Origin of the sequence: Jannaschia sp. Os4 (assembly GCF_016820245.1) — a bacterium.
Taxonomy (GTDB): domain Bacteria; phylum Pseudomonadota; class Alphaproteobacteria; order Rhodobacterales; family Rhodobacteraceae; genus Jannaschia.
This window is the reverse complement of record NZ_JAFCAR010000003.1, coordinates 376,712-389,645: the sequence shown is the minus strand read 5'-3', so window position 1 is coordinate 389,645 and position 12,934 is coordinate 376,712. Positions and strand designations below refer to the sequence as shown.

The 12,934-nt window shown below is 73.2% G+C and carries 11 protein-coding genes; 9 read left to right on the top strand and 2 right to left on the bottom strand.

Going from position 1 to position 12,934, the window contains the following annotated elements:
- The first annotated feature begins 22 nt into the window (after positions 1 to 22).
- The 9 genes from JQC91_RS06870 (at position 23) to JQC91_RS06830 (ending at position 11,433) form a co-directional block, all read left to right on the top strand.
- The gene (locus JQC91_RS06870; RefSeq protein ID WP_203286059.1) at positions 23 to 892 is read left to right on the top strand and encodes a UTP--glucose-1-phosphate uridylyltransferase; all 870 of its coding nucleotides are present in this window, start codon (positions 23 to 25) and stop codon (positions 890 to 892) included.
- Between the two features lie 70 nt (positions 893 to 962).
- Complete coding sequence (otsB, locus tag JQC91_RS06865; protein WP_203286058.1) at positions 963 to 1,745, top strand: trehalose-phosphatase; 783 nt, start codon at positions 963 to 965, stop codon at positions 1,743 to 1,745.
- Positions 1,738 to 3,159 (top strand): trehalose-6-phosphate synthase, encoded by a 1,422-nt coding sequence (locus JQC91_RS06860; RefSeq protein ID WP_203286057.1) that lies wholly within the window; start codon positions 1,738 to 1,740, stop codon positions 3,157 to 3,159. Before otsB ends, JQC91_RS06860 begins: the two co-directional genes overlap by 8 nt.
- A 166-nt stretch (positions 3,160 to 3,325) precedes the next feature.
- Positions 3,326 to 5,407 carry an HAD-IIB family hydrolase gene (locus JQC91_RS06855; RefSeq protein ID WP_203286056.1) on the top strand — a complete coding sequence of 694 codons (2,082 nt, stop codon included), beginning with the start codon at positions 3,326 to 3,328 and terminating at the stop codon, positions 5,405 to 5,407.
- Positions 5,404 to 6,552 carry a glycosyltransferase gene (locus tag JQC91_RS06850; protein ID WP_203286055.1) on the top strand — a complete coding sequence of 383 codons (1,149 nt, stop codon included), beginning with the start codon at positions 5,404 to 5,406 and terminating at the stop codon, positions 6,550 to 6,552. The genes JQC91_RS06855 and JQC91_RS06850 overlap by 4 nt, the downstream gene beginning before the upstream one ends.
- Complete coding sequence (locus tag JQC91_RS06845; protein ID WP_238941361.1) at positions 6,549 to 7,580, top strand: galactosyltransferase-related protein; 1,032 nt, start codon at positions 6,549 to 6,551, stop codon at positions 7,578 to 7,580. The genes JQC91_RS06850 and JQC91_RS06845 overlap by 4 nt, the downstream gene beginning before the upstream one ends.
- Before the next feature lie 11 nt (positions 7,581 to 7,591).
- Positions 7,592 to 8,755, top strand: coding sequence for a glycosyltransferase (locus JQC91_RS06840; RefSeq protein ID WP_203286054.1), 1,164 nt, complete (start codon positions 7,592 to 7,594; stop codon positions 8,753 to 8,755).
- Between the two features lie 83 nt (positions 8,756 to 8,838).
- Entirely contained in the window at positions 8,839 to 10,227 is a 1,389-nt protein-coding gene (locus JQC91_RS06835; protein WP_203286053.1) for an FAD-binding oxidoreductase, read from the top strand.
- A gap of 63 nt (positions 10,228 to 10,290) precedes the next feature.
- A complete protein-coding gene (locus tag JQC91_RS06830) occupies positions 10,291 to 11,433 on the top strand; it encodes an alpha-hydroxy acid oxidase (protein ID WP_343069923.1) in 1,143 nt (380 codons plus the stop codon).
- Here the strand turns inward: JQC91_RS06830 and JQC91_RS06825 are convergent.
- Both JQC91_RS06825 and JQC91_RS06820 read right to left on the bottom strand, forming a co-directional pair.
- Positions 11,430 to 11,648, bottom strand: coding sequence for a DUF3253 domain-containing protein (locus JQC91_RS06825; protein WP_203286052.1), 219 nt, complete (start codon positions 11,646 to 11,648; stop codon positions 11,430 to 11,432). The genes JQC91_RS06830 and JQC91_RS06825 overlap by 4 nt on opposite strands.
- A complete protein-coding gene (locus JQC91_RS06820) occupies positions 11,645 to 12,475 on the bottom strand; it encodes a DMT family transporter (RefSeq protein WP_203286051.1) in 831 nt (276 codons plus the stop codon). Before JQC91_RS06820 ends, JQC91_RS06825 begins: the two co-directional genes overlap by 4 nt.
- Positions 12,476 to 12,934: the final 459 nt, after the last annotated feature.

Here is a 12,934-nt window from a genome sequence, read left to right as displayed (position 1 = left end):
CTGAGGCATCGAGGAGAACGTCATGCCCCGTCTGGACACGGTTATCTTTCCCGTCGCGGGGATGGGGACGCGGATGCTGCCGGCCACCAAGGTGACGCCGAAGGAGCTCCTGCCCGTCTACGACACGCCGCTGCTGCACTTCGCCGTCGAGGAGGCGCTGGCCGCCGGGGCGCGCCGCCTCGTGATGGTGTCGCACCCCGACAAGGCGGCCATCGAGGACTGGTTCGCGCCCCAGCCCGAACTCGAGGCGTCGCTGGCCGCGAAGGGGAAGGCCGACCTGCTGGAGGTCGTCCGCTCCTCCCGCCTGCCCGACGGCGTGGAGGTCACGTTCGTGATGCAGGACGAGCCGCTGGGCCTCGGCCACGCGGTCCTGTGCGGCGCCGAGGCGGTGGTCGGCGGCGGGCCGGTTGGCGTCATCCTGCCCGACGACCTGATCCTCGGGTCGCCTGCGCTGGCCGAGATGGCGGAGGCGTGGACCGGGGCCATGCGCAGCCTCGTGGCCGCGCAGGAGGTGCCGCGCGAGCGCGTCTCCTCCTACGGCATCTTCGACTGCGGCGAAGGCACCCCCGAGCGGGGACCCGTCCGCGCCGCCACCGGGTTCGTGGAGAAGCCGGATCCCGACGACGCGCCCTCTCGACTGGCGGCCGTCGGGCGCTATGTCCTTGGTTCGGCTATCTTCGACGTGCTCCGCGGCACCGGGACCGGCGCGGGGGGCGAGGTGCAGCTGACCGACGCCATCGCGGCGATGGGCGGCATCCACGCCTTCCGCTTCTCCGGGACGCGGCACGATTGCGGCAGCAAGGACGGCATGGTCGAGGCGACGCTCGCCGTCCAGGCGATGCGGCACGGGAGCGCGCGCGCGGCGCCGCACCTGCGGGTCGCCGCCGAGTGAATCCCCGCCTTCGCGGCGGGGGGAGGGAACGGCCCGGCGGATGCCGGGTTGCCTTAGGGAGGTCCGAGGGATGCAGTACTATCAGATGACCGGCTTCATGCAGCAGGACGCCGCCGTGGCGGCCTCCGACGGCATCGCCCTGCCCGACCCGGCGGAGGCGGCGCTGTTCCTCGACTTCGACGGCAGCCTCGTGGAGATCGCGGCGCGCCCGCAGGACGTGGTGGTGGATCCGCGCGTCCCGAACCTGCTGTCGCGGGCGATGGACCGGCTGGACGGGCGCGTGGGCCTCGTGTCGGGGCGGTCGATCGAGGCGCTGGAGCACTTCCTCCCCGGATTCCGCGGGCACATGATCGGCACCCACGGCGCGGAGTTCCGCGTCGACATGGAGTGGAGCCAGGTCCAGGACTTCGACCTCGACACCGTGGCCCGGCTCCAGCGGCTGGTGGGCGACTTCGGTGCCCTGCGGCCCGAGTTCCTCGTCGAGCCGAAGCCCTCGGGCGTGGTCCTGCACTACCGGCAGGCCGAGGAACTGGGCGGCGTGGCGCTGAAGTTCATGGAGGCGCTGGCCTGCGCCGCCGACGGCTTCAAGCTGCAGCCCGCGCTGATGGCCTACGAGCTCAAGCCCGACTGCGTGGGCAAGGACGTCGCGCTCAAGCGTCTCCTCGCGCGGCCCGACCTGATGGACACGGTGCCGATCTACGCCGGCGACGACCTCACCGACGAGCCCGCGCTGGACCTCGTCCAAGGGCGCGGCGGGGCGGCGATCAAGGTCGGCGCGGCGGAGACGGTCGCGAACCACCGCCTTGGCGGCCCGGACGACCTGCTCGACCTCTTGGAGGACTGGCTTGCCTGACGGATCCTCACCGCGCGGCCGGTCGCGGGGGCGCCTCGTCGTCGTCTCGAACCGCGTGCCCAAGGGCGACGTGCCGGCGGGCGGGCTGATCTACGCGCTCGACGAGGCGCTGCGCGGCACGGGCGGGTCTTGGATCGGCGCGGACGAGCCGGGCGGCGACACCTCGGGCGGGCTGCGCGACCTCGGCCCCGACCCGACCGGCGCCTACCAGCGCTTCGCCTTCCCGCTGAGCCATGCGGAGCAGGAGGGCTACTACCTCGGCTACTCCAACTCGGTCCTCTGGCCGCTCTTCCACCACCGTCCGGACCTCGTGGCCGTGTCGGAGGGGGACTTCGACCACTACGTCGCGGTGAACCGCCGCGTCGCGCGCGCCCTGCGCGACCGGCTGGAGCCGGACGACATGATCTGGATCCACGACTACCACTTCCTCATGCTCGCCCACGAGCTGCGGCAGATGGGCGTCGAGAACCGGATCGGCCTGTTCCTGCACATCCCCTTCCCCGGCCCGACCGACGCCATGGCGCTGCCGCAGGTGGCGATGCTGCCGGCGTGGCTCGCGGCGCACGACCTCCTCGGCCTCCAGACCGAGCGGGACGTGATCGCGGCGCTGGAGCTGCTGCGCCATGACCCTCACACCGAACTCCTCAACAACGGGATGCTGTCGCGGCAGGGGCGGACCTTCTCGGTTCGGCGCTTCCCGATCGGGATCGACGCGGAGGGCTTCGCGCGCACGGCCGAGGCGGGGGTGCTGCCGCGCCTCACGCTGCCGACGCGGGATTCCCCCCTGCTGCTGGGGGTGGACCGACTCGACTACTCCAAGGGGCTGGTGAAGCGGTTCGACGCGTTCGGCACCTACCTCGCCGAGCACCGCGACCCGGACGTGAAGCCGACCTACCTGCAGATCGCGCCCGTGAGCCGCGGCGACGTGGTGGCGTATCAGGATATCCGCGAGGATCTCGAGCGCACGGCGGGCTCGATCAACGGCGCGCATTCGACGCTGGACTGGACGCCGATCCGCTACGTGCGCTCCCATGTCGACCGCGACCGCCTCGCCGCGCTCTACAGGCGCGCCGACGTCGCGCTGGTGACGCCCTTGGCCGACGGGATGAACCTCGTGGCCAAGGAGTACGTGGCCGCCCAGGATCCCGACGACCCGGGCGTGCTGATCCTGTCCCACTTCGCCGGCGCGGCGGAGCAAATGACCGAGGCGCTGCTCGTGAACCCCTACGACGAGGCGGGGTTCGCCGCCGCCATCGACCGGGCGCTGCGGATGCCCGCCGCGGAGCGGCGCGCGCGGCACGCGGCCCTGCGCGAGGGGGTGTTCCGCGACGACGTGGGCCACTGGGCGGAGACCTTCCTCGACCGCTTGGCCGAGGCGCCGGCGAGCCTGCCGCTGCGGATGCGCGCCGGATGACGCCCGCCCCGCGGGGTCGGGATTTTCCTGTGGAAAAACAGATGAATGGACCGCGCATCTAGGGGGGGCGGGTTCTACGTCAAGGGTGATTTTTCCGTCGTCCGGGGCGGAACCGGGGGGGAGGGGGTGGGTTGGAAGGGCACAACCTGCAAGCGAGCGAAATCCGATGTATGTCATGCACGTCGCCCTCGGCGGCTGCCTGAAGGCGCCGCCCATCCGCCTAGGAGTGACCGAGGACACCGGCGGCCACATCGCCTACGTCCTCGGCGCCGCCGCCGCGCAGGCGCGGCGGGGCGACGTGGCCCGCATCGACATCGTCACCCGCGCCTTCTCGGACCCCGCCCTCGACAGCGCGCATGCCCGCGCCGTCGAGCCGGTGGACGGCGTCACGCGCATCCGCCGCATCGCGGGGGGCGGGCCGGGCTACCTCGACAAGGACGACCTCGAGGCCGCGCTGCCGGACCTGCGCGCGAGCTTCCTGCGGATGCTGGCGCGCGGGCCGAGGCCCGACGCGATCCACGCCCACTTCGCCGACGCCGCCGAGCTCGCGCTGGCGGCGCGCGACCGATGGGGCATCCCCGTGATTTACACGCCGCATTCGCTGGGGATCGACAAGCGGGGCTGCATGGGCGCCGACCCGGCCTTGGCGCGCCGCATCGCGCGGGAGCGGGACGCCATCGCCCGCGCCGACGCCGTGGTGGTCTCGTCGCGCGACGAGGCGGAGCGGCAGGTGACGGCCTACGGCACGGACGCGGAGGGGCGGACGCACCGCGCCTCGCCCGGCGTCTGGATGGCCGAACGGGACGGCACGGCGGGGGCGGAGGCGCTGCTCGCGCGGTTCCTGCGCGACCCGGGCAAGCCGCTGATCCTGACCATCGCGCGGCCCGTCGCCAAGAAGAATCTCCCCGCGCTCGTGGAGGCCTACGCCACAACGCCCGGCCTGCGCGAGCGCGCCAACCTCGCCATCGTGGCGGGCCTGCGCGACGGGCCGGAGAGCGGCGGCGCCGAGCAGCGCGCCACGCTCCGCGCCCTGATGGAGGGGATGGACCGGTACGACCTCTACGGGCGCCTCGCCCTGCCCCAGCGGCACGTCGCCTCGGACGTGCCGCAGCTCTACCGGCTCGCGGCGCGCTCGGGCGGGGTGTTCGTGAACCCGGCCCTGCACGAGCCGTTCGGCCTCACGCTCCTCGAGGCCGCGACCCACCGCCTGCCGGTGGTGGCGACCGACCGGGGCGGGCCGCGCGACATCCTCTCGGACATCGGGCACGGCGTCCTCGTCGATCCCACGGACGTGCGTGCGATGGGCGAGGCGATCCGCGCCGTCGTCTCCGATCCCGCCCGCCACGCCGCCCATGCCGCGGCGGCGGAGCGGAACCTCTCCCGCTACTCGTGGGACGACTACGCCACCCGCACGACCTCGATCTACGCCAAGCTCGCCGAGGCGCCCCGCCGTCCGGCAGGGCGCCCCCACCGGGGAGCGCGCCGCCTGCTGGTCAGCGACATCGACGGCACCCTCACCGGGAGCCGCGCGGGCGCGCGACGGCTGCGGCGCTGGCTGGCCTCGGCGGGGATGCCGTGGGCCGTGGCGACGGGCCGCTCGCTGACCGAGGCGCGGCGCATCCTCGCCCGGTGGGACCTGCCCGAGCCGGACGCCTTCGTCACGGCGGTGGGCACCGAGCTGCACCTGCCCGACGTAGGCGGGCGCGCGACGCTCGACGAGACCTATGCCGCGCGCATCTCGCAAGGCTGGGACGCGGAGGCCGCCCGCACCGCCCTGTCGGGTGCGGGCGCGACGTTCCAGGACGAGGTGGAGCAGCGGCGGTGGAAGCTGGGCCTGACCGGCGACCGCGTCGAGGCGGTGCGCGTCGTGCGCGTGCTCCGCAACGCGGGCGTGGACGCCACGGTGATCCACAGCCACGAGAACCTGATCGACGTGCTCGCCCCCCGCGCCGACAAGGCGAGCGCGATGGCCCGGGTCGCGGAGATCTGGGGGCTGTCGGTCAACGACTGCATCGCCTGCGGGGACAGCGGCAACGACGCGTCGATGCTGCGCGCGGCGGGCGCCGCGATCCTGGTGGGCAACGCGCTGCCGGAACTGGACCTGCCGCCCCGGCCCGGCCTGATCCGCGCGGTCGCGCCCTACGCGGACGGGGTGCTGGAGGGGCTCGCCAGCCTCGGCCTCGCCGCGGCCCCCGCGGCGGCGGTGCCCGCGCGCCGCGTGGCCTTCGCCCCGGCGGTCCGCCCATGAGCGGCGACCGGCCCCTCGGGTGGTTCGTCCACCATCAGGGCCGCGGCCACGCCGAGCGGACGGCCGACCTGCTGCACGCCCTGCCGCCGGACCGGCCCGTCACCGTGTTCTGCGCCAAGCCCGCGATCTTCCCGCCCCTGCCGCCGCGCGTCTCGGTCGTGCCCATCCCCTCGCTGTTCGAGGCGCGCGGCGACGAGACGCCGATCGACCTGCCGGAGCCCGACACGGTGCACTGCGCCCCGCTGGGCTGGCCCGCCATCCGCGAGGCGATGGGGACGATGGCCGACTGGATGCGCCGGGCCGATCCCGCCTTGGTCGTCTCGGACGTGAGCGCCGAGGTCGCGCAGCTCGCGCGGCTCATGTCGGTCCCCCACGTGGTCTCGCTCCAGCACGGGCGGCGCACCGATCCCGGCCACCGCGCGGCGCTGGACGGCGCGGCGGGCGTGCTCGCCCCCTTCGACGCGGCCCTCTCGCAGCCCGACTGGGACGAGGCGTGGCTCGCGCGGACCTGCTTCGCGGGGGGCTTGGGCGTGCGCACGGAGATGCCCGACCGCGCCGCCGCGCGCGAGCGGATCGGCGTCGGCGCGGACGAGGAGATGATCCTCGTCCTCTCGGGCGGCGGCGGCAGCGGCGTGCACGCGGCGCCCTTGGGCGTGGGCGCCCGCGCGGTGCCCTCGGCCCGCTGGATCACCATCGGCACCGTCGAGCGCAACTGGCACGCGACCGAGCCGCCCAACCTCGAGCATCGCGGCTGGGTCGACGACGCGCCGGACCACATCGCGAGCGCCGACATGATCGTCGCCTCGACGGGCAACACGACGTGCCAGCAGGTGCTCGCGGCGGGCGTGCCGTGGCTCGCCGTTCCGGAATGGCGCTATTTCGACGAGCAGGTGGAGAAGGCCTGCGCGCTCCACCGCGCGGGCGCCGCCCACCACCTGCCCCATCTTCCCTCCTCCGCGCCCGCGTGGCGCGAGGCGCTGGCCGAGGCGCGCGCGTCCCACGACGCGGCCCGCCAGCGCGCGATGATCCGTCCCGACGCGGCCGCCCACGCGGCGCGCTGGCTGGACGGCCTCGCCACGTCGCTGTGGTCGGGGGGCCGGACCGCCCCGACCGCTCCCGTTCCCTTCAAACTAGCCGGAGAATGACCGAGATGACCGACACGTCCGCCCTGCAACGGACCTCGGTGCTGACCCTCGCCAAGGGCCGCGCCGAACACCTCTCGAACGTCGTGCGGGGCCTGACCCGCCAGACGGTGATGCCGCATGAACTCGTCGTCGGCGTGATGCAGGCGGACGACTACGCCCTGCCCGACGCGCCCTTCCCGATCCGGCAGGTCAAGGTGCGGACCGGCCACGAACTCCCGCTCGCGGCCGCGCGCAACGCCGTGGCACGGGCCGCGTCGGGCGACGTGCTGGCCTTCGTGGACGTCGACTGCATCCCCGGGCCCACCCTCGTGAAGGACTACGCCCGCCGCGCCGCCGAGGAGGGCGGCGTGATGATGGGCGAGGTGATGTACCTGCCCTCGGGCCAGAACGCGCCCGGCTGGAAGTACGAGTCCTTCGACAAGGTGGCCGAGAAGCATTCCGACCGGCAGGGCCCGCCCGCGGGCCCGCGCGAACTGTGCCGCGACTACCGCTGCTTCTGGTCGCTGAACTTCGCGATGCGGCGCGCCGACTGGGACATCGTGGGCGGCTTCGACGAGCGGTTCGAGGGCTACGGCGGCGAGGACACCGACTTCGGCAAGACGCTCGACCATCTCGGCCTGCCGATCTGGTGGGTGCGCGGCGCGCGGGTCTACCACCAGTACCACCCCCACGCGATGCCGCCGATCCACCACATGGACACGGTGATCCGCAACTCGACGCTGTTCGCCGAGAAGTGGGGCTACCGGACGATGGAGCACTGGCTCTACGCCTTCGAGCTGATGGGCCTGATCGAGCGGCAGGGCGACGTCATCGAGGTCGTGCGCCGCCCCAACGACGAGGACGACCGCCTCTGCCGCCAGCAGAGCCACGAGCCCTACGCCAACACGACCCGCGTGATCCGCCTGCTCCAAGAGCGGCGCGCGCGGCGCAAGCTCGCCGACGACGAGGCCGTGGCGGCGATGCGGGCCGCGCAGGCGGAAATGCGGGACATCCCGGCCCGCAGCGCTACCTCAGTGGCAGCCGAATAAGGAACGAAACCATGCGGATCGCCGTCCTCGCCCATGTGCGCCACCCCGTGCGCCCCCCCTTCATGGGGGGCATGGAGGGCCACGCATGGCACCTGACCCGCGCGCTCACCGCGAAGGGGCACGACGTCACCCTCTTCGCGTCGGGCGACTCGGACGCGGGCGACGCGAAGCTCGTGCCGGTCCTCGACGTCCACTACGACCGCGACTTCCCGTGGCACGACAACCACGGGACGGAGGCGCTCAACCGGCACGTCGACGCGGGCTTCGCCAGCACGATGCGCGAGCTGCTCGATGGCGGGTTCGACGTGGTCCACAACAACTCGCTGCATCGCTACCCGCCCCGGCTGTCGCGGCAGCACCGGATCCCGATGGTCACGTCGCTGCACGTCCCGCCCTTCGACGCCCTGCGCCGCGCCGTCCACGAGAGCCCGGCCCCGTGGTCGCGCTTCACCGTGACGTCGCAGACGCAGGTCGGCTCGTGGTGGCCGGTGGACGAGGAGGGCAACGGCGGCGCGCCCGATCCGCTGCACGTGGTGCACAACGGGATCGACCTGCGCGCATGGCCGCTCCAGCCCAAGGGCGACGGCACGGCCGTCTGGGCGGGGCGCATCGCGCCCAACAAGGGCACCCACTTCGCGGTCACGGCGGCCGAGTTCGCCCGCGTCCCGCTGACGATCTACGGCCCGATCGAGCGGCAGGACTATTTCGACCGCATGATCCGGCCCTACCTGTCGGACACGATCCGCTACGGCGGTCACCTGCCCCAGCCCGAGCTGGCCGAGGCGATGGGGAAGGCCTCCGTCGCGGTGTTCACGCCGATGTGGGACGAGCCGTTCGGCCTCGCCGCCGTCGAGGCGATGTCCTGCGGCCTGCCGGTGGCGTCCATCGACAACGGCGCCGCGCGCGAGGTGATCGGCGAGGAGGCGGGCCGCTTCGCCCGGCCCAACGAGCCGGCGGCCTTGGGACTCGCCATCAAGAAGGCGATGAAGATCCCCCGCTCCACCCCGCGCCTTCGGGTGCAGGAGATGTTCACCGTCGAGCGCATGGTGCAGTCCTACGAGCGCGCCTACCGCGCCGCCCGGGAGGGCCTGTCGGGCATCGCGCCGAAGGTCGAGTTCCCAGAGATCGAACTGGCGGTGGCCGATCCCGCGCCGGTCGGGGTGGCGGCGGAGTAGCCCGCCCCTCCGGGCCCGCCGCCGAGCGGGGCGCTTCCCTTCCCCTCGGGCCGCATGGCATCCCTCCCTCCGGAGGACCTGCCATGCTCGACACCGCCGACGCCGCCCTCGCGGACTTGCGCGCCCTCGTGGGGGACGCGCAGGTGCTGACGGGGGAGGACACCGCGCGCTTCGCCAAGGACTGGACGGGCAAGTGGCGCGCCGATCCCTTGGCCGTGGTGCGCCCGGCCTCGACCGCCGAGGTCTCCGACGTCGTCAGGTGCGCCGCGCGGCATGGCCTCGCCATCGTGCCGGTGGGTGGCAACACGGGCCTCGTGGGGGGGACGGCCAACCAAGGCGCCGTCATGGTCTCGCTGGAGCGCATGGCCGCCATCCGGGAGGTGCGGCCCGCCGCCCGCCTCGCGGTGGTCGAGGGGGGCGCGATCCTGTCGGACATCCACGACGCGGTGGAGGCGGAGGGTCTCGTCTTCCCGCTGACCTTCGGCGCGCGGCAGTCGGCGCGGGTGGGGGGCTTCCTTTCGACCAACGCGGGCGGGTCCAACGTGGTGCGGCACGGGCCGACGCGGGGCCTCGTGCTGGGGCTGGAGGTGGTGCTGGCCGACGGGCGCGTGCTCGACCTGATGAGCGAGCTGCACAAGGACAACTCCGGCTACGACCTCAAGGATCTGTTCATCGGGGCCGAGGGGACGCTGGGACTGATCACGGCCGCCGTGGTGCGCCTGCATCCCAAGCCCCGGCACCACGCCACCGCGCTGGCCGCCGTGGCCGGCCTGCCCGCCGCGCTGGATCTGCTCAACCGCCTCCAGACCGCCAGCGACGGCGCGGTGGAGGCGTTCGAGTACATGCCGCGCACCTACATGGGCGAGCTGGCCCGCCTGCGCCCCGACCTGCGCCAGCCCTTCCCGGTGGGCGACCACGCGGTGATGATCGAGCTGGGCGGCCTGTCGCGCCCGCTGGACGACGTGCTGGAGGAGGTGCTGGGCGACGCGCTGGAGCGGGGCGAGGTGCTGGACGCCATGGTCGCGCAGGACGAGGCGCAGCGCCGCCTGATCTGGGAGATGCGCGAGGCCGCCGCCGAGATCACCTTCACGCGGCTGCCCATCGTGGACAACGACGTGTGCCTGCCGGTGGACCGGGTGGAGGCGTTCATCGACCGGATGCACGACGAGCTGGAGCGGCTGTCGCCGGGGGCGGAAACGCTGATCGTCAGTCACTTAGGCGACGGGAACGTGCATCTCACGGTCTATCCCAAGGACGACGATCCGGCCCATCTCGACGCGATCCGGGAGATGGTGGAGGGGATCGTGGTCGACCTGCGCGGGTCGATCAGCGCGGAGCACGGGATCGGGCTGTCCAAGCTGGCGACGATGACGCGGCGCAAGGACCCCGTCGCGCTGGACGTGATGCGCGCGGTGAAGCGGGCGCTGGATCCGGACGGGGTGATGAACCCCGGCAAGGTGGTCCCCGATTGAGGGCGCCGGGGGCGCTGCCCCCGGACCCCCGAGGTATTTGAGCTGAGATGAGGGAGCGGGGCCGTGTCCCAACTCGATCTGAAGTATCCCGCGATCTCCGATCTCCGCGCCAAGGCTCGGCGGCGGATGCCGAAGTTCGCGTTCGAGTACGTGGACTCGGGGACCGGCACGGAGGCCGGGGTGCGGAGCAACCGGGCGGGGCTGGACGCGGTGCGGTTCATGCCCGCGATCCTGCGGGGCGAGGTGGAGCCGGACCTGTCCTGCACGCTGCTGGGGCGGGACTACGCGCAGCCCTTCGGCATCGCGCCGGTGGGGATGGCGGGGCTGATCTGGCCGGGGGCCGAGGCGACGATGGCCGAGGGGGCCAAGCGCAACGGGCTGATCTACGGGCAGTCCACCGTGGCCGCCGCGCGCCCCGAGGAAACGGGGCCGATCGTGGGCGATCTGGGGTGGTATCAGCACTATCCGGTCAACGATCCCGCCATCCGGAAGGACATGCTGGGGCGGATCAAGGCGGCCGGGTGGGGCGCGCTGGTGGTCACGGTGGACGTGCCGGGCGAGAGTAGGCGGGAGCGGCAGCGGCGGGCCAACATCTCGATGCCGCCCGTGATCACGCCGGGCATGGTGGCGGACATGGTGATGCATCCCGAATGGTCCTTGGGCCATGCCAAGCGGGGGATGCCGCGGATGCGGTTCGTCGAGGACTACACCGCCGCGCTGAACGAGGACGGGTTCACCCATGCGGGCAAGATCATCCGGGGCTCGCCGGGCTGGGACTACATCGAGGGGTGCCGGGTTGAGTGGGACGGGCCGCTGATCGTCAAGGGCGTGGCGGAGGCTGAGGACGCGGACCGGCTGCTGGGGATGGGGGTCGACGCGATCTGGGTGAGCAACCATTCGGGGCGGCAGTTCGAGGGGGGACCCGCCGCCATCGACACGCTGCCGCCGGTCGTGGAGGCCGTGGCGGGGCGGGCGCCGGTCCTCTTTTGCTCAGGGATTTCAGGGGGGTTGGACATCCTGCGGGCCATCGCGCTGGGGGCGGACCACGTGTTCCTCGGGAAGGCGTGGTACTTCGCGCTGGGGGCGCTGGGGGGGAAGGGGATCGACCATCTCGCCTACGTGCTGCGGGCCGACATGACGTCCTGCATGACGCAGATCGGGGCGGGGTCGCTGGCGGAGGTTAAGGGACGGTTAATGGAGCGTTAGCGTTTCGTTAACCGGATCGGGCCGCGGGCCGTGACCGGATCGACCTCCGTTCCGCCTTGGGTGGCGCGGAGGTCCATGTCGCGCGCCACCTCGCGCACGAGCGGCATGAGCGGGCGCCAGTCGTCGGCCACCCGCCGCGCCGCCTCGGAGGGGCAGAAGGTGGCCGTGCGCGTCTCGGCCAGATGGCGCAGGGCGCGCTCGACCTCGGCCCTCACAGCCGCACCATCAGCACGCCCGCGACGATGATGGCGGCGGCGACCGCCTTGGTCATGTCCATCCGCTCCCCCATCGCCCAGCCGATCCCCACCGCGAAGAGGATCGAGGTCTCGCGGAGAGCGGCCACCAAGGCAATGGGCGCCTGCGTCATGGCCCAGACGGCGATGGCGTAGGCCCCGAAGGAGGCGACGGCGCCCAGCGCGCCGCCCTTCCACGTGCGCGCGTCGGGGACGATGGCGCGGCCCCGGAGCAGGTAGGCCACCGGCAGGAAGGTGAACGCGGTGCCCGCGAGGATCCAGCCGACATAGGCGACGGGCGCGCCCGACGCGCGGGCGCCGAGGCCGTCGGTGAGCGTGTAGGCCGCCGTCATGCAAGCCGTCGCCAGCGCGTAGGGAATCAGGCGCCGGGCCTCGCGGGCCCGGAGCGCGCCGAAGGCGATGAGGGCGATGCCGGAGGCGAGGATGGCGACGGCGAGGAGGTCGCCGCGCGAGAGCGGCTCGATGGCGAAGGCGAGGGTGACGAGGGTGACCAGCAGCGGGGCCGTGCCGCGGGCGATGGGATAGACGCGGGAGAGGTCGCCCTGCTCGTAGGCCAGCACGAGGAAGGTCTGGTAGCCGCCGTGGACGAGGACGGACAGGGCGAGCCAAGCCGCCGCCTCGCCGGTGGGGAAGCCGTTCCAGAGGCCGAGCGCAAGGCCGATGCCGCCTTGGCAGACGGTCATCGCGGTCATGGCGGCGACCTTGGACCCGCCCGACCGGATGACCGCGTTCCACGCCGCGTGGAGCGCGGCGGCGAGCAGGACCGCGAGGAGGATCGGAAGCGTCATGGGGGCGGTGTGGACGGGTGCGGCGGGGGAGGGAAGCGGGGAAAGGTTAATGCCGCCTTGGATCGAACGGGTTTTGCGTGTGGGCGGAGGGGGTTGAGGCGATTCGGCGCGTGCGTGCGGTGCGGGGCACCCCCCGTGCACCCCCCGTACACCCCCCGTGCATACGGGGGGGTCCGGGGCGGGGGCGTTAAGGAGTGTTTCGGGGGATCACGGGGTGGGGAGCGGGAGGCAGGTCAAGGGGCGTTGGGCCGGAGCGGGACGGGAGCGCATCGCAGGGCCGTGGCGCGGCGATCCGCCCCTTCCACGAAGCGATTTATCCCTCACACCTGCGCGACGCCCGAGCGGGGTGCCGTCGGCACGGGATCGCCGGGCCGGGGGGCGGCCCGGCGATGCGCGGGCCGCTGGCGCGGCCGTATCGCGCGGGTGCGTAGCAGTGGGGGGTGCGCGCGAACGACGGCC